Raw genomic sequence first — 19,859 nt, 5'->3', positions numbered from 1 at the left:
GCACCGCTCTCACCCCGCTATTCGTACGGTCGTGTTGGCGCCCCAGATCGCGAGGCTCAGGAAGAAGTCCAGGACGTTGATGGCGACGATCGAGGTCCGCACAGCCCGGCCCACCGCGACGCCCACACCGGCCGGGCCGCCGCTCGCGTGGTAGCCGTAGTAGCAGTGCACCAGGATGATCAGCACGGCGAAGACGATCACCTTGCCGAAGGACCAGAACACGTCGACGGGTGGCAGGTACTGGTGGAAGTAGTGGTCGTACGTGCCCGTCGACTGCCCGTAGTAGCCGGTGGTGATGGTGCGGGCGGCCAGGTACGAGGACAGCAGCCCGATCACGTACAGCGGGATCACCGCGACGAAGCCGGCGATCATCCGCGTCGTCACCAGGAACGGCAGTGACGGGACGCCCATCACCTCCAGCGCGTCGGTCTCCTCGCTGATCCGCATCGCACCGAGCTGCGCGGTGAACCCGGCGCCGACCGTCGCGGACAGGGCGAGTCCGGCCACCAGCGGGGCGATCTCCCGGGTGTTGAAGTACGCCGACAGGAACGCCACGAAATTGGAGGTGCCGAGCTGGTTGAGGGCCGCGTAACCCTGGAGGCCGACCTCGGTGCCGGTGAAGAAGGACAGGAACGCGATCACGCCGACCGTGCCACCGACCACGGCGAGCGCGCCCCGGCCGAAGCTCACCTCGGCGAGCAGCCGCAGGATCTCCTTCTTGTAGCGGCGCAGGGTACGGCCCGTCCATGCCAACGAGCTTCCGTAGAAGGACAGTTGGGCACCCAGCTCTTCGAGCGAGCGCAAGGGGCGATCGAGGACTTTCTGAGGTCTCATCGGCTAACCCCTCTGCGGGACGACCTGGAAGTACACCGCGGTCATCACGAAGTTGGTCACGAACAGCAACATGAAGGTGATCACCACGGACTGGTTGACGGCGTCGCCCACGCCCTTCGGACCGCCCTGCGCCGTCAGCCCCTTGTACGAGGCGACGATCGCCGCGATGGCCCCGAACACCAGCGCCTTGATCTCCGCCGCCCACAGGTCGGACAGCTGGGCAAGGGTGGTGAAGGACGCCAGATAGGCGCCGGGCGTGCCGTGTTGGAGGACGACGTTGAAGAAGTAGCCGCCCGCGACACCGACCACCGAGACGAGGCCGTTGAGGAGGACGGCCACGACCATCGACGCCAGTACGCGCGGTACCACGAGCCGGTGGATCGGGTCGACGCCGAGCACCTGCATCGCGTCGATCTCGTCCCGGATCTTTCGCGCCCCGAGGTCCGCGCAGATCGCCGTGCCGCCCGCGCCTGCGACCAGCAGCGCGGTGACGATCGGCGAGGCCTCACGCAGCACGGCGAGCACGGACGCGGCACCGGAGAAGGACTGCGCGCCCAACTGCCGGGTCAGACTGCCGATCTGCAGCGCGATGACCGCCCCGAAGGGGATCGAGACCAGCGCCGTCGGCAGGATCGTGACGCTCGCGACGAACCACGCCTGCTGGATGAACTCCCTTGCCTGGAAGGGCCGTCGGGGCAGGGTCCGGACGACGTCCAGCGCCATCGCGAACAGGTTGCCCGAGTGCCGCAGCGCACCCGTGGGGGAGAGGCTCATGCGCTGTTCACCGCCTTCCCGTGCAGTTCGGCCTCCCGCCTCGCGATCGCCTCCCAGCGGGGCGGTCGGGGGATACCCGGGCTCGGCAGCAGGCGGGGAGTCATTTCCTGCACTCCGCCGTCCTCGTCGATCCCGGCCAGTTCCTGCTCGACCTGGGCCGCGTCCTTCTCCTCGGCCATGCCGATCGGCCCCTGCATCCGGCCGTTCAGGAACTGCCGTACGACGGGCTCGTCACTGGTCAGCAGCTGCTCGCGGGGCCCGAACATCACCAGCTCGCGCCGGAACAGCAGCCCGATGTTGTCCGGCACCTGGCGGGCCGAGGCGATATCGTGGGTGACGATCAGGAAGGTCGCGTCGATCTGTGCGTTGAGGTCGACGATGAGCTGGTTGAGGTAGGCCACGCGCACCGGGTCCAGGCCCGAGTCCGGCTCGTCGAACAGGATGATCTCCGGGTCGAGGACCAGGGCGCGGGCCAGCCCGGCCCGCTTGCGCATCCCGCCGGAGATCTCCCCGGGCAGCTTCCCCTCGGCGCCCAGCAGCCCGACCATCTCCATCTTCTCCAGCACGATGCGCCGGATCTCGCTCTCGGACCTGCGGGTGTGCTCGCGCAGCGGGAAGGCGATGTTGTCGTACAGGTTCATCGAGCCGAACAGCGCGCCGTCCTGGAACAGCACCCCGAACAGCTTCCGCACCTCGTACAGGTCGTGCTCGCGCAGACGGGTGATGTCCCGGCCCGCGACCGTCACCGAGCCGCGTTCCGGCTTCAGCAGCCCGACAAGCGTCTTCAGGAACACCGACTTGCCCGTCCCCGAGGGGCCGAGCAGCACCGAGACCTCCCCGGCGGGCAGCGTCAGCGAGACGTCCTGCCAGATGACCTGGGAACCGAAGGACTTGGTCAGCCCTTCCACACAGATCTCCGCACCCATCCGGTCCCGCCCTTCGCCCGTGAAGCAGCTCCGACATCTGCTCTACGGCGAAGGGCGGGGCGTCCGTCGCGGCCGGACGAAGATTTTTTTGCGGCGCGGGTACCGGGCGCTAAGGCAGCTTCGGTGACGGCGTGCTCGAAGGCGTCCTCGGAACGGGGGCGGAGAGCGGAGCGGTCGGTACGGCCGAGGCCGGGGGAAGAGACGGGACCGACGAGGCGGCCGACTTCGTCGGCAGGCCCGGCACCCTCGGCACCTTCGGCACGTCGGGCACCTGAGGGACCCGCGGCGCCGACAGCTCCGGGAGCGGGGACGAGGACACGTCCGGCAGAGACGACACGGGCACCGGCAACGGCAGGGACGTGCCCCCGGTGGGCGAGGGCGTCAGGCCCCGGGCCCCGGGCGCCGGAGGCGAGGGGACGCGCATCACGGGAGCGCGCCCCCGGCCCGTGGCCTCGCCGCGCCGGACCTGCGCGTCGCTGGAGACGGCCGACCGCGGCGCCGGACCCTTCCCGCCCGCGTCGAGCGCGTACGGCAGCACGAATCCCGCCGCTGCCAGGGTCGCCGCCGTGGAGGTGACCGCGACCGCCTGGGCCTTGCCGCCCGCGCGCAGCCGTCCGCGCCCGACCAGGAACAGCACCAGCCCGAGCGTCCCGGCCAGCGAGGCACGCAGCGTCCGCCGGGCCCGGGCGAGCAGCGACTCGACGGTCCGGTAGCTGAGCCCCATCCGCACCGCGACCTGGCTCACGTCCAGGTCCTCGGACTTCAGCCGAAGTGCCTCCGCCTGCCGGGCGGGCAGCTCACCGCTGCGCACGGCGAGCCACTTCGCCTCGGCCCGGTCGCACACCGCCTCCTCGACGGGTACCGGGCCCGGCGCGACGAGCGTGGGGCGGCTGCCCACCTCGGCCTCGCGGTTGACCTGCCGGTACCGGTCGACGCACAGCCGCATCGTCACCGTCGTCAGCCAGGCGCCGAGCCGCTCGTCATCCAGGTCCGGGCGCTCCGCGGCCCGCAACATCGCCTCGTGCACGGCGTCCTCGGCGTCCTCCTGGCTCATGGAGCGCCGCCGGGCCACCTTGAGCAGCTGCTCGCGATGGCTCCACATGCGCTGCCAACGCTCGTCGGCGGCCGCTGTGTCCGCAGGCATGTCCGTCGCCATGAGAGCCCCTTCGCACTCACCCGCCGGTCCTGTGCTTCCGGCGGGTGGCGACATTACCGCCGGGTAGTCGCGGTTGTGGAGGGGGAGACGCTCATCGTGTTCCAGCTGTTGCCCGTGGTCAGCTGCCCTGCGTCGGGCAGCACACCGCCGGGCAGTGTGAGGGTCGGCTCGGAGACGGGGACCAGCGGCGTCCCGGACGCCTTCGGCACGCCGGCCGTATGGGACGGGCCGGGGGAGGGTGAGGCGGGCGGCGTCGAGGGCGCGGGTGAGGGACCAGGGACCGGCTTCCGGTCGTGCGAGGGCTTCGGCCTCTTCGGGCGGGACGGCTTCGGCCGGTCCGACCGGGATCCGGCGGAGGCGTCCGGCACCACGCGGTGTCCGGCCAGGTAGTACGCGTACCAGGCCTTGACGGTGCGCAGATAGGCGTCCGACTGGTTGTAGCCCAGGATCGCCCGGTCCAGGTCGGCGGGGTTCGACAGGTCCCGGCCGCCCGCGCACAGGTAGCGGCCGGCGGCGAGCGCCGCGTCGTAGACGTTGTTCGGGTCCTTCCGCCCGTCGCCGTTGCCGTCCGCGCCCCAGCGGGCCCAGGTGGACGGGATGAACTGCATCGGGCCGACCGCGCGGTCGTACACCGTGTCCCCGTCGTACGCGCCGCCGTCGGTGTCCGTCACGACGGCGAAGGCGCCGCCGGTCAGCCGCGGGCCGAGGATGGGCGTCACGGTCGTACCGTCCGGGGTGACCCGGCCGCCCCATGCCTGCCCGGACTCCACCTGGCCGATGGCGGCCAGCAGCTGCCAGCGCAGCCGGCAGCCGGGCGCGCTGCGCGCCAGCTCCTCCTCGGCACGCCGGTACGCGGTGAACACGGTGGCGGGCAGGGCTCCACCGCCCGTCACTCCCTGTGCCGAGCCACTTTTCTGCGTCCGCAGCGGGGGAAGGCCGGTGCGGTACGGGGTGTCGCCGGAGACGCTGGGGCCGTGCTCGGCGGGTGCCGCCTTCCGCGCATGCTCCGCGGCCTCGGCCGAGACCGCTCCGGGTGCCTGCGACGCGGTCAGCACGGCCATCGCCGCCGCCGCGATCGCCGTACCTCTGGCGCCCCTGACTGCCCCCTTGAGCGCACGTGCTGTCACTGTGCAGTCCCCTCCTTGGGTGAATCCGTCGTCTGCTCTACGCGGCCGCAGGACAGGTCCGTCGCACGGAACCGGGCGGACCGGGCGGGCGCCATGGGGATCGGGGTACGCACGCGTGAGGCAGTGAAGCGATCGAGTTCTGCCCCGAGTGCGGACGTTGACATGTACGGCTGGCGCAATGCAAGATCCGGGCTGCGGAAGCAGCTGCGCCTGTGGCTCTACGTAGACACTCGCTCCACACAGGGTGAATTCCGGTAAACCGGGGCGAAATATTGGTACGAGACCTTGGGGATGGAGCTGCGGGGCGCTGTGACCGAACGGCGTAGAGACGTTGGACGTCCGGGCGTCGCCCACAGCAACCGCAGCCACCGCGGCGTGAGAGCAGAACCTGCGTGTGGATGATCGGGCGTGGTCGACGAAGACAGGAAACGGGTAAGCAGGAAACGGGTCAGGGGGAAGAGCCCACCCGCGATGCTCCGTTCGCTTCCCTGGCTCCCGCTCGGGTCTGGCGATCACGGCGTGCGCTCCGTCGCGAGACACAGCTGATCGTCTCTTCGATGCCGCTGCCGGAGCCTTTCGACCTGGACCAACTGGTCCGGAACATGGAACAGGCCCGAGGCCGGCGGATCGTCATGAAACCTCTGCCGGACCGCATTGCCGGCGTCACCGGTATCTGCGGCCTGTACGTCCGGCACGACACCCGGCCCCTCGACCTGATCTTCCACGTCAACAGCGGTTCCCCGTGGCACGAGAGGCAGGTCAAGCTGCACGAGCTGGTCCACTTGTGGGCCGAGGACTCCACCGGTGTCATCGGCACCGACGAGTTGCTGGCGGACTTCTCGGCGGAGCGTGCCGAGCAACTGGTGGCCGAGGGGCGGGCCTCCGCGCGTCGGCGATACGAGACCCGGGTCGAACAGCGTGCAGAGGACGCGGCCGCGCTCATCAACCGGATGGCGCAGACCCAGCACGCCATCGACGACCCGACCACGCGAAGCCTCGCCCAGGACTTCACCTACGGCAGACCCAAGACTTGAAGGAGAACATGTCCGACCTCCTGGCCTACCTCATCGCGGGCCTGCTCCTCATACAAGGCGGCCTGAGAGCCAAGTCGGCCGTCAGGGGCCATAGGCGAGACCGGTCGTTGTGGGGGGCCTTCGTGGCCTTCGCCGCCGCATGGCTGAGCCGTACAACCGCGGGATTCGCCGTGCTGGACAGCCTCGGTCTGCCCGACCTGGCCTACTTCGTGAAGCACGTACTGTCCATCATCGGCATCTGTGTCATCCTCCGCTACGTCACAGCGGTCTACCGCACTGCCGGGCCGGACGGCGAGCGGTCCCGTGCCGTCCGGCTGTCCGCCCTCGTCCACCGCGTGGCCACCCGGGCTTCGGTGGTCACCGTGCTGGTGATGGCGGTCATCTTCTTCTTTCTGCTGGGCAAGCCCGACACTTCCACCCCCTACTTCATCGAGCGGTATCGCGGCGAGGCGGCCCTCGCCGTGTACATGGGTCTGTTCTATCTGTACGCCGGCGTCGCGGCCGTGGTGTGTGCGGTCCAGTGGGGAGGTGCCGTCAAGGAGGCACCGTTCCGTTCCCTGCGCAACGGCCTGCGCATGATGTCGACCGCCATGGTGATCACGACGGTCTACTCGGTGCTCCGCATAGCCTTCCTCCTGGTGGTCACCCTTTCCCGGGTTTCGGACGGCACGGAACAGACCCAGGAGATGGTGACCGACACCCTTCTGTACCTGTGCTTTCTGCTCTGGGGCCTCGGTGCCATCGCTCCGGCGACGCACGCCGCCCGCGAGCGGTATCACGCCCTGCGCAGCCTCGTCGATCTCTCTCCTCTCTGGCGGCAGCTCGCACTGCGTTTCCCGGACGCCGTCCGGCACCGCCCCAGCACTCTTTTCACCCGCATCACAGCGAAGGCGGCACGCCTCGACGCTGCCCGAGACCTGCTCTTCAGCCCCGACCCGTCGCTGCCGGCCCGCCTGGACCGGTTCGCCATGGACATCCGCGACGTGGTCTTCCTGCTGAGACGTCACGCGCCTTACGACCTTGCCGAGCGCGCCTTGGAGCGTGCCGAGGACGACCTCAGGCCGAACCATGCCACCGCGGTGTAGGCCGAAGCGCTCTGGATCCGCGCCGCGCTGTCCAGCGTCGATGAGCCCGTGCACGGGTCGACGGGCACGGGCGCGCCGTATCCCTTCGACCCTGGGGCCACCCCGCAAGAGGAGGTCACCCACCTGAGGAACCTGGCATCCGCCTACCGGCTCACCACTGCTGCCGACGCCCAGAATCTCCTCATCTGCCAGCCCACCGGCCGCAGTTGAGCAACCCATACCGAGAACTCCGAGGTTTGCACATGACTTCCCCCAACCCTGCCCGTCCCACGATGTCCGCCGCGGCAGTCCTGCGAGACAGCGAGGGCCGGATCCTGATCGTCAAGCCCGGCTACAAGCCAGGCTGGAACCTTCCGGGCGGCGGTGTGGACGAGGGCGAGACGCCCGCCCAGGCGGCGCGCCGTGAGCTGCTGGAGGAGCTCGGCATCGAGCAGGCGATCGGGCAGCTCCTGGTGAGCGCTTTTGTCCGGACGCCGGCCGGCAGCCACATCTACTTCGTCTTCGACGGCGGAGTCCTCAGCGAGGAGCAGAGGGCCTCGATCGTCTTGCAGGAGAGCGAGCTGACCGACTACCGGTTCAGCGCACCGGACGAGATCGGGCCGGACGAGATCCCGCCTGCCGTGCGGCCCCTCTGGGAGGCGGCGCTGGCGTGTCTCGCGGAGGGAAGCACCACGTACCGCGAGTTCGTGCGCTAGCCGAGAGCAGGAGGCCGGGCGGCGGAGCCTACTCGGACAGGCCGGAGTCAGGGCCGAGGATCTCGGCCATCGTGCTGCTGATGAAGTCCAGAAGTTCGGCCCGCGCGGCGGCGGGAATCTCGTGCTCGCCACCGCGCGCCGCCTCCACCGTGAAACTGTTCCGGACGGCGCGCGTCGACACCACCAGTTGTTCGATCTGCGGATCCGGGCTGTGAAAGAACACGGACGGCACATCAAGGGCCAGCGCCAAGGCGTTAAGGATCTCGTCCGAGGGACCGGCGTACGTCCCCAGCCGCAGGGCCTCGACCAGTGCCTCCGTGAGCACGGGCTCAACGGCTTTACGGTTCCCCTCGGCGGCGATCTCGGCATCCGACGGCAGCGCGCCCTGGAAAACGTCGTCCCGCAGGTGTGCGAGCTTGTGCGCCACCGAGGCCGCCGACGCCCGCGTGGGGGCTCGCACGGGCACGATGTGACCAAAGCTGCGCTTCTGGGCAGCGAGCAGCTCCGGCACGGTGACGCCGTACGCGGCGGCGAGCGCCTCGTGAAACGTGTCCGGCAGCGGCCGCTTGCCACGCTCGGCAGCGCGGACCGACATCGGCGACCGGGTCTTCGTGACCGCGACGGTGTCGGCCTGTGTCATGCCCGCGTCGCATCGCAGGTCGGCGAGGTTGGGCGGCTCCAGGCGCGGAAACAGGTCATCGAGGGCCACGTCGAGTGCTGCGGCGATGCCGGGAAGCCGTTCGGGCGGGGGAGTGGCCTGACCGGTCTCCCAGCGTGACACGGCGTTGGTCCCCACACCCAGGACCGCACCCAACCCGGACTGGGACTGGCGCAGGAGCACGCGGCGGTTGCGCAGTTCACGGCCGTCGAAGGTGCGCTCGGGCATGCAGGTTCTCCATCAGATTGGCGGGCGAGGCCACTCTAGCCACTTGATCAGATCACTAAAAGGGGATAGTTTCACCTTTCGGTGATCGAGGTGTGGTCCTTGCCGCCCACGGGGGTGGTGGCAACGACCACACCCGTCATCAACGGAGCCGGTGGTCCCGCAGGGGTTCACGGCGCCGAACGGATCGCCTGCGGCGGAGCAGAGCCGTCCGTGCGCCATGACAACCGTATCGGCAGCCGTCAACTCGACGGTGGTGGCAGTACGTCTCCGCCCACTCCCCGCCGTCCAGGCCTCCAGCCGGCCCAGGGCGCCATCGGATCGGTGAAGTCGCCGCTCTCGGTGCGCAGATGGGCGACGCTGCCGACCGCGACCGGCCCATGGTCCACGACTTGGGCACCGCAGCGGGTCGGTCGGTACGGCTGCCCCCGCGCCGTGCGCTCCGGGCAGGTCTCTCGCCGGACGCGAGAGCCGGTCCAGGGCGTTCCTGCGGACGCCCGGCATCTCGCCGTCGTACGAGGGTGTGCTGACGAGGAGTGCGTCCGCGTCCCGTACCAGTTCCCTGGCCGGCGTGCACCGCGTAGGTTCCACATGCCCGTTCGACGTCCCGGTCGTACAGTGGGAGTCGCCCCACCGACAGGGTGTCGATTTCGTACTCGTCCCCGTCCGCCCGCTCGGCCAGCAGCCGGCGCACGGTGGCAAGAACGGAGGCGTTGAGCGAGTCCCGACGGATGTTTCCGGGGACGAGGACAATCTTTGTCACGGTGGCTGGCCCTTCACAGGTGTCACGGGTTTCGCGGTTCCCGCTCCTCGCATGCGCGGGCGAGCGGGTCCGTTGCGACGGGGCCCGATCCTGTCGACCGCCATTCCCGAACACCTCCCGCGAACGTCCCGTGCCGGGCCCGTACCGGCTCGGGACGTCTTCAGAAGCCCCCGTCGCACGCCGGCCGTCGCCACCCATCGACCACAACCACGCGGGGACGATGCGATGAAGACTGCGAGCGCACTGATATCCGGCACACCCCTCACGAGCCTGTGCCTGCCCGGCCTGGTGGCCCGTCAGGCCGCGCTGCGTCCGGAGGCCACGGCGGTCACCTTCCGCGATCAACGGCTCAGCTACCGTCAACTCGTCCGGCAGAGCCGGGACCTCGGTGCCCGTCTCGCCCGGCTCGGCGTCGGCCCCGACACCTGCGTCGGTCTGTTCACCGAGCCGTCCCTGGACCTGATGACCGGGGTGTGGGGCATCCTCGGCGCGGGCGCCGCCTATCTGCCGCTGTCCCCGGACTACCCCGAGGACCGGCTGCGCTACATGATCGAGGACTCCGGAGCGCCCGTCATCGTGACGCAGGAACACCTGCGCGAGCGTCTGGCCGCCCTCGCGCCGAGGGACGTCCTGGTGCTCACACCGGCGGAGGCGACGCCGGGCCCGGGCGACCGCGTCTGCGTACCCGGACGGCAGCCCGGCCATCTGGCGTACGTCATCTACACCTCGGGCAGCACCGGCCGGCCCAAGGGCGTGGGGATCGAGAACCGGGCCATCGAAAGCCAGATCCGCTGGCTGACCTCCCGCGGTTATCTCGGACCGCAGGTCACCATCCTGCAGAAGACGCCCATGAGTTTCGACGCCGCCCAGTGGGAGATCCTCGCCCCGGCCGCCGGCACCCGCGTCGTCATGGGCACCCCGGGCGTCCACCGCGACCCGCAGGCCGTCGTCGAGGCCGTACGCACCCACGGCGTCACCCACCTGCAGTGCGTGCCGACGCTGCTCCAGGCCCTCCTGGACACGGAGGGGTTCGCCTCCTGCACCTCACTGCGACGCGTGTTCTCCGGCGGTGAGGCGCTCACCCACAAACTGGCCCGCGACTTCTTCCACGAGCTGCCGGGCGCGTCCCTGGTCAACCTCTACGGGCCGACCGAGGCCACCGTCAACGCCACCTTCCACGAGGTCGACCCCGCGGCCGTCGACGGCGGCACCTCCTGCACCGTACCCATCGGCGTGCCCGTCGACGACATCTCCGCGTACGTCCTGGACGAGAACCTGGCACCGGTCGCCACCGGCGTGGCCGGCGAGCTGTATCTGGGCGGCGCCCAGCTGGCCCGCGGCTATCTCGGCCACCCGGAGCAGACCCTGGAACGCTTCGTCGCCTCGCCGTTCGAGCCGGGCGGGCGCCTGTACCGCACGGGTGACGTGTGCCTGTGGAACCCCGACGGCACCCTGCAGTTCGCGGGCCGCGCCGACAACCAGGTCAAGCTGCGCGGCTATCGCGTGGAGCTGGAGGAGGTGGCCTCGCGCATCGAGGAGCACACCTGGGTGCGCCGCGCCGCCGCGATCGTCACCGACGATGTGCGCACCGGCCATCCGGCGCTGGTCGCGTGCGTCGAGCTGAACCCCCGTACGGCAGCCGTCATGGACCAGGGCTCGCACGGCGCCCACCACCAGTCCAAGGCGTCCAAACTCCAGGTCAGGGCACAGCTGTCCAACCCGGGCCTGCGCGAGCCGACGGAACTCGCGGGCCGCCCGGCCATCGCACTGCCGGGCCGTGCGGAGACCCCCGAGCAGCGCCGGGAGACCTTCGCCCGCAAGACGTACCGCTTCTACGACGGCGGCCCGGTCACCCGCGAGGACCTCCTCGCCGTGCTCGCACCGCGCCCCCTCCCGGCGCACTCCCGGCCGCTGAGCGAGCTGACCCCGGCCGAACTGGGCCGGATCCTGCGCTGGTTCGGCCAGTTCCACAGCGAGGAACGGCTGCTGCCGAAGTACTCCTACGCCTCACCGGGCGCCCTGTACGCCACCCAGCTGTACGTCGAGTCCGGCGGCGTCGCGAGTCTCGTGCCCGGCGTGTACTACTACCACCCGGTCGACCACGGCCTGGTCCGCGTCGGAGACGGCACCGGCCGCTGCCCCGACGGCGGGCTGCTGGTGCACTTCCTCGGCAAACGGCGGGCGATCGAACCCGTCTACCGGACCAATATCGAGGAAGTGCTGGAATTCGAGACCGGCCACATGGTGGGCGTGTTCGAACAGGTGCTGCCCGACCACGGTCTGACCATCGCCCCGCTCGGCCACTTCCCGCCGGTCAAGGACGTCCTGGACGTCGCCGAGGAGGACCACTACCTCGGCACCTTCGAGATCACCGCGAACGACGGCCGGCCCCGCCAGGACCCCACCGAACTGTACGTCCAGGCGCACCCGGGCCGAGTCGAGGGCCTGCCCGGCGGCCAGTACCGCTACCGCGACGGGGCGCTGGAGCGCATCGGCGACCAGCTGATCGAGGCCCGGCACGTCATCGCCATCAACCAGGGCGTGTACGCCCGCGCGAGCTTCGCCATCAGCGCCATCAGCCGGGCCGCCGAGCCCTGGCTGGAGTACATCGCTCTCGGCACCCGTCTGCACCACCTGCAGCGCACGCCGGGCTTCGGCTTCATGTCCTCCGGCTACTCGTCCAAGTCCGGGCACCCGCTGCCCTCCGCCCGCCGCCTCGACGACATCCTCGGCTCGGCCGGTATCCGCAGCGGCCCGTCGTACTTCTTCCTCGGTGGCCGGGTCAGCGACCAGCAGATCGCCGGCGAGGACATGTACGAGGACGCGGTGCACACCAAGGGGCCCGCGGAGATGATCCGCGACGAACTGGCCCGCTTCCTGCCCGACTTCATGCTCCCGAACCGGGTCCTCGTCCTCGACGCACTGCCGCTGACGGCCAACGGCAAGGTCGACGCCAAGGCCCTGGCCGCCTCCCCCGAGGTGGCCGCCGCCCGGCAGCCCGGCGTGTACGTGGCACCGGCGACGCCGACCGGGCAGTGGCTGGCGGACGTCTGGGGCGCGACGCTGAAGTACGAGGACGTCTCCAGCGAGGACGAGTTCTTCGCCTGCGGCGGCAACTCGCTGATCGCCGTGGCCCTGGTCAACCGGATCAACAAGCACTTCGGCACCCGGCTCCCGCTCCAGGTCCTCTTCGAGACGCCGAAGCTGCGCGACCTGGCCGCCCGCGTCGACGACGACGCGAGGACCCCGGTCTCCCGGATGATCCCCCTGGCCACGGAAGGCGGCTTCGCCCCGGTCTTCTGCTGGCCGGGCCTCGGCGGTTACCCGATGAACCTGCGCCTGCTGGGCCAGGAGGCCGCCCTGGACCGCCCGTTCTACGGCATCCAGGCACACGGCATCAACGCCGGAGAGAACCCGTACGACACCATCCGCGAGATGGCCGCCGCGGACCTCGCCGAGATCCGCCGCATCCAGCCGAGCGGCCCCTACACCCTGTGGGGCTACTCCTTCGGCGCCCGGGTCGCCTTCGAGACGGCCTGGCAGCTGGAACAGGCCGGGGAGAAGGCCGAGCACCTGTTCCTGATCTGCCCCGGCAACCCGAAGGTCCACCAGGACGACGGCCACGCCCACGGCCGGGAGGCGTCGTACGACAACCCGGCGTACGTCACGATCCTCTTCTCCGTCTTCACCGGCACGATCCACGGCCCGGCCCTGGCCGCCTGCCTGGCCCAGGCCCACGACGAGGACAGCTTCGTCGCCTGCGTCCACGATCTGCTGCCGTCCCTGGACCAGGACACGATCCGCCGCATCACCCGCATCGTCGCCACCACCTACGAGTTCGACTACACCTTCCGCGAACTGACCGAACGCACGGTGGAGGCACCCGTCACCCTCTTCAAGGCCCAGGGAGACGACTACTCCTTCATCGAGTCCCACGCCGCGTACTCGGCCCTGCCGCCCACCGTCGTCCACCTGAAGGGCGACCACTACAGCGTCCTGAAGCCCCACGGCCTGCCGGAACTGCTCAGAGCGACGCGCACGGCGATGGGGCACCTCACCAAGTAGGAGGTGATCACGGCGAGTTGCGCGGTGATCGCGATGCCGTACGGCGCCTGATCCGGCATCGCGCCGGCCCCTTGGCGAGCAGGGTGATGCCCGCGCCGAGCGGTACCTCGTCCTGGTCGGCGGCCTCGAACTCGTACGCCTGGATCAGCACGGCGAGCCCCAGCACGGACTCCAGCAACGACAGGTGCTGACCGATGCAGGCACGCGGCCCGCCGCCGAACGGGAACCAGGCGTAGCGCGGGCGGTTCGCCTCCGCCTCGGGGGCGAACCGCTCGGGGTCGAAGCGGTCCGGGTCCGGCCAGTAGTCGGGGTGGCGGTGGGTGACCCACGGGCTGACCAGGAGATCGGCACCGGCCGGTATGCGCACACCGTCGATCTCCGTTTCGGCGACCGCGCGGCGGCCGATCACGGGCGCGGACGGATACAGCCGCATCGCCTCCTTCAGCACCATCGTCAGATACGGCAGCACCTCCATGTCCGCCGCGGTGGGCGCCCGCCCGTCGGGGCCGCCGAGCACGTCGTCCACCTCCTCCCGCACCCTTCGCTGCTGCTCCGGGTGCCGGGCGAGGAGGTGCAGGGCGAAGGCGAGTGCCGTGGCCGTCGTATCGTGACCGGCGAGCAGGAAGATCAGGACCTGTTCGCGGAGTTCGGCGGCGTCGAGGCTGCCGTCCTCGGCGTTCTCGGCGCGGACGAGGAGGGTGACGAGATCCTCCGCGGCCTCGTCCCCCCGGCGTCGCCCGACGATACCGTCGCAGAGCGCGAACAACTCCTCCTGAAGGCGGGCGGCACGGCGGTTGGCGGGCGTCGGCCAGCTGCGCGGGGTCCGCACCGGTGAGAAGCCCCTCTTCAGCGAGTACTCCTGGAGCGGGGGCAGCGTCCGCTCGATCACCGTCAGCGCCGTCTCCATGTCCTCCCCGAACAGGATCCGGCCGACCACCCGCAGCGCGAACCGGTGCATCTCACCGACCAGTTCGACACTCCCGCTCCCAGCCGCACTCCAGGCGTCCGTCAGCGCCGCCGCCTCGTCCGTCACCTGCCGCGCATAGCCGTTCACGCGACGGGGAGTGAACAGCGGCTGGACGAGGCGGCGTTGGCGGAGATAGGCGGCGTCCTGGCTGGTGAGCAAGCCGTTGCCGACGGACTGCCGCACTTCCTCGTAGAAGACGTTGTCCTTGCGGAAATTGGCCGCCCGCGTCGCCAGGACCTGCTGGGCGCCCTCGGCCGAGAACACCACGTAGAGGTCCGCGCGCAGACCGGGCGGCCCGGCACGGAACCGCACTACGTCGCCGTGTTCACGCCGCGCCCGCAGATACGCCGCGAGCGGATCGTTCAGCAGGTCACTCATCGAACCGAGCAGGGGCGTCCCTGCCACGACCGGCGCCTCGACGCCCGGGACCGTCGCCGTCATGGTCCTCCAACCTCCGGCAGTCCATGAGTCACGCATTTTTCCGACCGTTCGTCAAGCCGCACAGCCAGGGGACGAGGCGGCCTCCAGTTCGCCAGGCCGGCGTCGAACACCACGATGCACCGCCCGGTTGGTCCAGTGGGTCTCCTCGTCGCCTGGCTCCTCCTGCTGACGCTCGGCGTCAGCGTAGGGGATGCGGTGCCAGGACCGTCAGCCAGAGCAGGACGATGGTCCCGGCCCCCATCAGCGGAGTGAGGATCTCGGTCTCCAGCTTGTTTCCGCTCTTCTTGATCAGCACAACCTCGTACCGGGTCTTCCGCGGCCACAGCCACGGAGCACCTTGCTTGGTGATGGAGTCACCCAGCAGGTGGGCCAGGCAGCCCAGGCCGATCGCGTAGGGAAGCCAACCCGGAGCGGAGGGGATGAACTTGGCGATGGCCGCGGTGCCGAGTCCGGCCAGACCCACGATGGTGCCCCATGCGTGGAAACCGTGCCCGGGCGGGCAGAGGTTGAGCGCGCGCAACGCCAGCGCCAGCAGGAAGAAGCTCGTACCGAGGGTGAACGGCCTGCCCAGGTACGTGATGCCGGCCCAGCTGCCCACCGTCATCAGGGCGACAAAGAACAGCGAGTGGGTGGCATGGCGGTGGCCGCCGGAGATCCAGGCGACGGACCGGCACAACAGCCGGGAGACCGGGCCGAGGAAGTGCGCGATGGTTCCGTCATGGTGGTCCAGGTCGGGCAGCAGGGCAGCGCCCGCGCACAGCACCGTGCCCATGAGCACGTCCCGGGGCGCCAGATGCGTGTGCAGCAGCATGGGTGGCAGGAACGGTGCACTGCCCGCGAACAGGAGCGCCCCGCTGACCGCGTGCGAATGGCCCATCATGGTGAGGTTGTTCTCCCCCGTCCGGCGCCACCGAGGGGGTGGCGCGCCGATGTGTCCGTACGTCAGAGGTTGGTGAGCCGCTCGCCCTTGCGGTCTTCGATGATGTGGTCCACACACACCGCCAGGATGACCAGGAGCAGGGCGTCCGGCTCGCTCATCACGTCGACCGCGTAGGCGTCGCGGATACTGAACCAGCGGCGTGAGATATGTGCCAGGGTTCCGTCGCCATCGGCGATGTCGAACTCGCGGTCCCAGAGGTTCCCGGCTATGCGCAGCCGCCGCCCGTCCCGCAGGCTCACCTTGAAGCGGTCCCCGAAGATCCGGAACGCCCGCTTGCTGATGCGGCCCACCACCTCGCCGTTCTGCTTGATGAGGATCGTGTGGTGGAGGGTGAACGCCTTCTTGACGATGCTGGCGACATGGTCGCCCCGCGAGTCGACGAAGTCGAACGTGGTACGCAGCCGCAGCAGTCTGCGGTTGACTTTGAACAGCTTCTCCCGGTGCTCGGTCTCGACCCAGGCCTCCTCGTGGAAAGCCAGCATGCGGTCGCGTACCAGGTAACGCATGGAGATGCCCCGTTCGGGTTCGACAATGGAGAAGGAACGTCTGCTGCAATGATAGTTGCGTGGTTGCGCAAGGCAGCAGCCGCATCGGCATCTGCATCGGGGAGGAACGCATGGACGTCAGGCATCAGCACCGCCACAGGGGGCGAGCGGCAGCCGTACTGACGGCACTGGTGCTCGGGCTCGCGCTGGCAGTGACCCCGGCATCCGCTCAAAGCCGTGGCGAGACGGTGCACGCTGACCACAGTGCCACGGCCGCCACCGGATCGGAGCGCTCCCTCTCAGCTCGCTCCGGCACGGCGTCCTCCGCCCACTTCGGCCACGCCACATCCGCCCATCGCGCCGCAGCGGCTCAGACCATGAGGGCGAAAACCAAGAAGAAGAGCGGCTTCCTCAAGAAGCTCGGCATCTTCCTCCTCGTGGTCGTGATCATCCTGATCCTCGTCGTAGTCCTGATCGTCTGGCTCCTGGTGCGCCTCGTCCGCCGGGCCTTCGGTCGCAGGCGCGACTGACACCAGCCGCGTACCGCGCACCGCACACCGAACCCGGCCAAGGCCCGGATGCGGATCGGTGTCAGTGGCGCGAGTCGCCTGAACTCCCCGTCCCGTGCAGACCGTCCACACGGCCTGCACGGGATGGACGGACAGCCGTCCTCACCACATGGCCGCCGTGATCACTCCTCGTGCCCGTGATCGAGGTTCAGGCAGAGCGCCCAGACGTCGGAGTAGGTGTTCGGTGAGGGCGACCCCCCGACGTGGACGTCCGCTGTCCACGAGGCGGCCGTGCTGGTCCCGTCACTGACCGGGCTGCCGGCGGAGTCACTGGGGAAACTGCCGATGAGGTGGGTTCCGCCCGACCCTGCCTTGGTGAAGTCGGTCGTCGTCACGTTGCCTCCGCTGGCGGCGGCGCCCCCGCTGACCAACACCTGGTGCTCCCTCGCGTTGCTGCGGTCCCCGGCCTCGTCGGCGCAGCCGGCCGTTGCCCTCTGGCTCGTGCCCGCCGTGGTCGGGCCGCTCAGCTCGCGGAAGTGGACTGTCGTGGTGATGCCTCGGACGTTGACGTCGTTCCCACTGCAGATCGCGTAGGCATAGGTCGTGTTGTCGCTGTCGCGTCCACCGCCGATTCCTCCGACGGCGGTCCAGGAGTCGGGGTTGGTCTCTCCGTCCCCTGCGGCCTTCTGGCCGAAGTCGTGTGCGGCGTCGTCGAAGGAGGGGAAGCCGGCGATCGGCTTGAGGCTGCCGACGCTGGCGGGGGTCGTCCGGGCGCCGCCACCGAGCAGGACCGTGCCGGCCGGACAGGTTGCCACGACGGTCTTCGCCGTCTGCCCGACGGAGGGTCCGGCGATCTTGTTCATGACCACCTGGGTGTGCCTGATCCGGTTGCTCGAAAGGCACACCGCGTAGGGAGTGGTGGAGAACTCGGGGCTGGAGTTGCTCCCACTTCCGCCGAACGCGAGCCAGTGCGTCACGTCGGTACCGACGACCCCGGTCGAGCCGGTGTATTCGCTGACGCCGTCGCGGCTGGGCGCGATGCCCATCACGTGGTTGCCGTTCCCCGCTCTGTCGCTGCCCGTGTTCTGGTCGACCCCGCCCCCGGAAACGAGACCTCGGCCGCAGTCCGCGTGGGCCGAGACACCGGTGAACGGGGTTGCGGGTCCCATCGTCGGTCCGGGCGTCGTCACGGTGACGTTCGCGGTGTCGGCGTACGCGATCTCCGGCACCGCCACGACGAGCAGGGCACCCGGGATCAGTATCTTCGCCAGGGCGGACTTCCGGGAAATGCTCTTCTTCATCGAATCCTGCTTTCTGGTGTCAACGCGGTGAAGGTCACGGGACAACGTCCCTCGTGGGTGACCGGGGCGGGACGGGTGCTCCGCGGGCGGGCCGCCGGGTGCCGTACCCGCCCGCAGGCCAGTGGTGCCGGTGACTCAGACGCCGTCGTTGGCGCAGAGCGCCCAGACGTCTGAGTGGTTGGTCGTCGAGGCCATCCCGCCGGTGTGAGTGAACGCCGTCCAGGACGCCGCCGTCGTGGTCCCGTCACTGACGGGGTTGCCGCTGGAGTCGCTGGGGAAGCTTCCGTTGAGGTGGTCGCCGGCCGAGCCCGGACCGGTGAAGTCGGTGGTGGTCACGTTGCTCCCGCTGATCGCGGCGCCCCCGCTCACCAGGTTCCCGTCCCCCACACCGCAGCTGACGGTTGTGTTCTGGCCGGTGCTCCCGGCGTTCGGGCCGCTGGCCTCGCTGTAGCGGACCTTCACGGTGACGCCGCTGACATTGATGCCGCTACCGCTGCAGATCGCGTAGGCGTAGGTCTCGTTGCCGGCGTTGGCGCTGTTGTCCCATCCGACGGCGCTCCAGGAGTCGGGGTTGGTCTCTCCGTCCGCAGCGGCCTTCTTTCCGAAGTCGTGAGCGGAGTTGTGAAGGTGGGGAAGCTGGCGATCGCCTTGAAGTTGCCCGTATTGCCCGGTGTGACCAGAGCACCGCCACCGAGCAGGGCCGTGCCGGCCGGGCAGGTCGCCGTCACGAGACCCGGTGTCGTCGCGGTGGTGGGTGCGTTCACCTTGTTCATGACCACCTGGGTGTGGTTGATGAGGTTACTGGTGAAGCACACCCCGTAAGGGGTGGTGGAGAACGAGGAGTTGACCTGCCCTCCGCTTCCGCCCTTCGCGATCCAGTACGCCACGTCGGTGCCGACGACCCCGGTCGAGCCGGTGTACTCGGCAGAACCGTCCGAACTGGGCTCGGTGCCCAGCACATGGTTGCCGTTCACCCCCGCACCGGTGCCGGTGGCCTGGTCGATGCCGCCGCCGGAAACGAGACCGCCGGCGCAGTGGGCACTCGTGGAGATCGAGGAGTCGATGGTTGTGGGTCCGAGAGTGGCGCCGGGGGTTCGCACGGTGACGCTCACGGTGTTGGCGTACGCGGCCCCTGGCGCCGCCAGGACCAACAGGGCCCCTACGACCAGCGCTTTTCCTACGGCGAAGCGCCGCAGAGAGGTCTCTGACATCGAATTCTCCCTTTCGAGGTTTCCATGTGGTGCACACGGGCGGGGCGGCGCTGTTCGCTGCGCAGCCGTCGGCCCGTGGTGCCGTCGTGTCGGTCGACGCGCAAGGCCGCCGGACGGAAGGCGGCCAGGTGAAGAGCCGCATGGTGGAAGGCAGTTCGGTGGAAAGCCGCTTGGTGGACAGCTGCCTGGCAGAAAGCCGAATGGTGGTCGGCCCGGAGGCGCAAACGGTGCACATGCCGACCGGCCGGTTGTGCTCCGCTGAACATCGGCACCGGGGAAAGGCCCTTCCGACGGAAGTCAGGTGGGCAGCAACGCAGGGTCCAGGGATGCGGGGAGCCGTACGATCAGACCAGTTGAGGCGGTGTCGGCTTGCCGGTGCACTTCTCCGAGCGCTGAGGAATCGCGCGGGTGCCGCGGCACGGGCTGCCACAGAGCCGGGCGTCGTCGCCGGGCTGTCGGGGGATCACCTCGACACCCGTTGCCGGACGCGGCCATGTGCGCAGATCCATGCCAGATCCTCTGTGTTCGGGGGCGTGAGGGCGGAGCCGATTGAAGCAGCGACCCGAGAGCGCGGACTACTGGTGCGAAGCACAAAAAGACGACAGCTGTTGGCCGAGTCATTGGATGGGCGAACAGGGGTTCGTGCGGGTGCCTGCCGAGTGC

19 protein-coding genes are annotated in these 19,859 nt (G+C 69.7%); 6 read left to right on the top strand and 13 right to left on the bottom strand.

All coding sequences use genetic code 11. The features are described from left to right. Positions 1-9: 9 nt before the first annotated feature. The 5 genes from AV521_RS15300 to AV521_RS15280 form a co-directional block, all read right to left on the bottom strand. Positions 10-834, bottom strand: a complete 825-nt coding sequence (locus AV521_RS15300; protein WP_076088538.1) for an ABC transporter permease — start codon at positions 832-834, stop codon at positions 10-12. Between the two features lie 3 nt (positions 835-837). Further along, positions 838-1,608, bottom strand: a complete 771-nt coding sequence (locus AV521_RS15295) for an ABC transporter permease (protein WP_076088536.1) — start codon at positions 1,606-1,608, stop codon at positions 838-840. After that, entirely contained in the window at positions 1,605-2,534 is a 930-nt protein-coding gene (locus tag AV521_RS15290; RefSeq protein WP_076088534.1) for an ABC transporter ATP-binding protein, read from the bottom strand. The genes AV521_RS15295 and AV521_RS15290 overlap by 4 nt, the downstream gene beginning before the upstream one ends. Before the next feature lie 109 nt (positions 2,535-2,643). Next, entirely contained in the window at positions 2,644-3,690 is a 1,047-nt protein-coding gene (locus tag AV521_RS15285; RefSeq protein ID WP_076088532.1) for an RNA polymerase sigma factor, read from the bottom strand. 53 nt (positions 3,691-3,743) lie between these two features. Further along, positions 3,744-4,817: a lytic transglycosylase domain-containing protein gene (locus AV521_RS15280; RefSeq protein ID WP_371917040.1), complete on the bottom strand. Its 1,074-nt coding sequence runs from the start codon at positions 4,815-4,817 to the stop codon at positions 3,744-3,746. 557 nt (positions 4,818-5,374) lie between these two features. Here AV521_RS15280 and AV521_RS15275 point away from each other — a divergent pair. Genes AV521_RS15275 through AV521_RS15265 form a run of 4 tightly spaced genes read left to right on the top strand, consistent with a single transcriptional unit; the run spans position 5,375 to position 7,631 of the window. Next, complete coding sequence (locus AV521_RS15275) at positions 5,375-5,851, top strand: hypothetical protein (RefSeq protein ID WP_076088528.1); 477 nt, start codon at positions 5,375-5,377, stop codon at positions 5,849-5,851. A gap of 8 nt (positions 5,852-5,859) precedes the next feature. Further along, complete coding sequence (locus AV521_RS15270) at positions 5,860-6,936, top strand: DUF6545 domain-containing protein (RefSeq protein ID WP_107480920.1); 1,077 nt, start codon at positions 5,860-5,862, stop codon at positions 6,934-6,936. A 48-nt stretch (positions 6,937-6,984) separates the two neighbouring features. Then, positions 6,985-7,146 carry a hypothetical protein gene (locus tag AV521_RS49295; protein WP_179023110.1) on the top strand — a complete coding sequence of 54 codons (162 nt, stop codon included), beginning with the start codon at positions 6,985-6,987 and terminating at the stop codon, positions 7,144-7,146. A 32-nt stretch (positions 7,147-7,178) separates the two neighbouring features. Next, a complete protein-coding gene (locus tag AV521_RS15265) occupies positions 7,179-7,631 on the top strand; it encodes an NUDIX hydrolase (RefSeq protein ID WP_076088526.1) in 453 nt (150 codons plus the stop codon). A 28-nt stretch (positions 7,632-7,659) separates the two neighbouring features. Here the strand turns inward: AV521_RS15265 and AV521_RS15260 are convergent, their stop codons facing one another. After that, complete coding sequence (locus AV521_RS15260) at positions 7,660-8,517, bottom strand: helix-turn-helix transcriptional regulator (protein ID WP_076088524.1); 858 nt, start codon at positions 8,515-8,517, stop codon at positions 7,660-7,662. Positions 8,518-8,529: 12 nt separating this feature from the next. Continuing rightward, on the bottom strand, positions 8,530-9,216 hold the full coding sequence (locus AV521_RS52685; RefSeq protein ID WP_076088522.1) for an NAD(P)H-dependent oxidoreductase: 687 nt from the start codon (positions 9,214-9,216) through the stop codon (positions 8,530-8,532). A gap of 286 nt (positions 9,217-9,502) precedes the next feature. On the opposite strand from AV521_RS52685, the gene AV521_RS15250 reads away from it, so the two are divergent. Next, entirely contained in the window at positions 9,503-13,342 is a 3,840-nt protein-coding gene (locus AV521_RS15250; protein WP_076088520.1) for an amino acid adenylation domain-containing protein, read from the top strand. 7 nt (positions 13,343-13,349) lie between these two features. On the opposite strand, the gene AV521_RS15245 is transcribed toward AV521_RS15250, so the two are convergent. From AV521_RS15245 to AV521_RS15235, 3 genes are all read right to left on the bottom strand, one after another. Then, on the bottom strand, positions 13,350-14,750 hold the full coding sequence (locus tag AV521_RS15245) for a cytochrome P450 (RefSeq protein ID WP_076088518.1): 1,401 nt from the start codon (positions 14,748-14,750) through the stop codon (positions 13,350-13,352). A 178-nt stretch (positions 14,751-14,928) separates the two neighbouring features. Continuing rightward, the gene (locus AV521_RS15240; protein ID WP_076088517.1) at positions 14,929-15,630 is read right to left on the bottom strand and encodes a metal-dependent hydrolase; all 702 of its coding nucleotides are present in this window, start codon (positions 15,628-15,630) and stop codon (positions 14,929-14,931) included. Between the two features lie 62 nt (positions 15,631-15,692). Continuing rightward, on the bottom strand, positions 15,693-16,196 hold the full coding sequence (locus AV521_RS15235) for an LURP-one-related/scramblase family protein (protein WP_076088515.1): 504 nt from the start codon (positions 16,194-16,196) through the stop codon (positions 15,693-15,695). 110 nt (positions 16,197-16,306) lie between these two features. On the opposite strand from AV521_RS15235, the gene AV521_RS15230 reads away from it, so the two are divergent. Beyond that, entirely contained in the window at positions 16,307-16,705 is a 399-nt protein-coding gene (locus AV521_RS15230; RefSeq protein WP_143658610.1) for a hypothetical protein, read from the top strand. A 161-nt stretch (positions 16,706-16,866) separates the two neighbouring features. Here AV521_RS15230 and AV521_RS15225 read toward each other — a convergent pair whose 3' ends face one another. The 3 genes from AV521_RS15225 to AV521_RS15220 all read right to left on the bottom strand — a co-directional run bounded on the left by AV521_RS15225 (position 16,867) and on the right by AV521_RS15220 (position 19,196). Continuing rightward, entirely contained in the window at positions 16,867-17,985 is a 1,119-nt protein-coding gene (locus AV521_RS15225; protein WP_076088512.1) for a hypothetical protein, read from the bottom strand. A 135-nt stretch (positions 17,986-18,120) separates the two neighbouring features. Next, the gene (locus AV521_RS50080; RefSeq protein ID WP_218639350.1) at positions 18,121-18,447 is read right to left on the bottom strand and encodes a hypothetical protein; all 327 of its coding nucleotides are present in this window, start codon (positions 18,445-18,447) and stop codon (positions 18,121-18,123) included. Next, entirely contained in the window at positions 18,444-19,196 is a 753-nt protein-coding gene (locus tag AV521_RS15220; protein ID WP_218639349.1) for a hypothetical protein, read from the bottom strand. Before AV521_RS15220 ends, AV521_RS50080 begins: the two co-directional genes overlap by 4 nt. Positions 19,197-19,859: the final 663 nt, after the last annotated feature.

This window comes from Streptomyces sp. IMTB 2501, assembly GCF_001953885.1.
Lineage (GTDB): Bacteria > Actinomycetota > Actinomycetes > Streptomycetales > Streptomycetaceae > Streptomyces.
This window is presented reverse-complemented; position numbering and strand designations above follow the sequence as displayed.

What these genes read in the sequence shown, in the direction of transcription:
- AV521_RS15300 (WP_076088538.1), bottom strand. Translation starts at nt 834, where the DNA reads ATGAGACCTCAGAAAGTCCTCGATCGCCCCTTGCGCTCGCTCGAAGAG.
- AV521_RS15295 (WP_076088536.1), bottom strand. Translation starts at nt 1,608, where the DNA reads ATGAGCCTCTCCCCCACGGGTGCGCTGCGGCACTCGGGCAACCTGTTC.
- AV521_RS15290 (WP_076088534.1), bottom strand. Translation starts at nt 2,534, where the DNA reads ATGGGTGCGGAGATCTGTGTGGAAGGGCTGACCAAGTCCTTCGGTTCC.
- AV521_RS15285 (WP_076088532.1), bottom strand. Translation starts at nt 3,690, where the DNA reads ATGGCGACGGACATGCCTGCGGACACAGCGGCCGCCGACGAGCGTTGG.
- AV521_RS15275 (WP_076088528.1), top strand. Translation starts at nt 5,375, where the DNA reads ATGCCGCTGCCGGAGCCTTTCGACCTGGACCAACTGGTCCGGAACATG.
- AV521_RS15270 (WP_107480920.1), top strand. Translation starts at nt 5,860, where the DNA reads ATGTCCGACCTCCTGGCCTACCTCATCGCGGGCCTGCTCCTCATACAA.
- AV521_RS15265 (WP_076088526.1), top strand. Translation starts at nt 7,179, where the DNA reads ATGACTTCCCCCAACCCTGCCCGTCCCACGATGTCCGCCGCGGCAGTC.
- AV521_RS15260 (WP_076088524.1), bottom strand. Translation starts at nt 8,517, where the DNA reads ATGCCCGAGCGCACCTTCGACGGCCGTGAACTGCGCAACCGCCGCGTG.
- AV521_RS15250 (WP_076088520.1), top strand. Translation starts at nt 9,503, where the DNA reads ATGAAGACTGCGAGCGCACTGATATCCGGCACACCCCTCACGAGCCTG.
- AV521_RS15245 (WP_076088518.1), bottom strand. Translation starts at nt 14,750, where the DNA reads ATGACGGCGACGGTCCCGGGCGTCGAGGCGCCGGTCGTGGCAGGGACG.
- AV521_RS15240 (WP_076088517.1), bottom strand. Translation starts at nt 15,630, where the DNA reads ATGATGGGCCATTCGCACGCGGTCAGCGGGGCGCTCCTGTTCGCGGGC.
- AV521_RS15235 (WP_076088515.1), bottom strand. Translation starts at nt 16,196, where the DNA reads ATGCGTTACCTGGTACGCGACCGCATGCTGGCTTTCCACGAGGAGGCC.
- AV521_RS15230 (WP_143658610.1), top strand. Translation starts at nt 16,307, where the DNA reads ATGGACGTCAGGCATCAGCACCGCCACAGGGGGCGAGCGGCAGCCGTA.
- AV521_RS15225 (WP_076088512.1), bottom strand. Translation starts at nt 17,985, where the DNA reads ATGAAGAAGAGCATTTCCCGGAAGTCCGCCCTGGCGAAGATACTGATC.
- AV521_RS15220 (WP_218639349.1), bottom strand. Translation starts at nt 19,196, where the DNA reads ATGTCAGAGACCTCTCTGCGGCGCTTCGCCGTAGGAAAAGCGCTGGTC.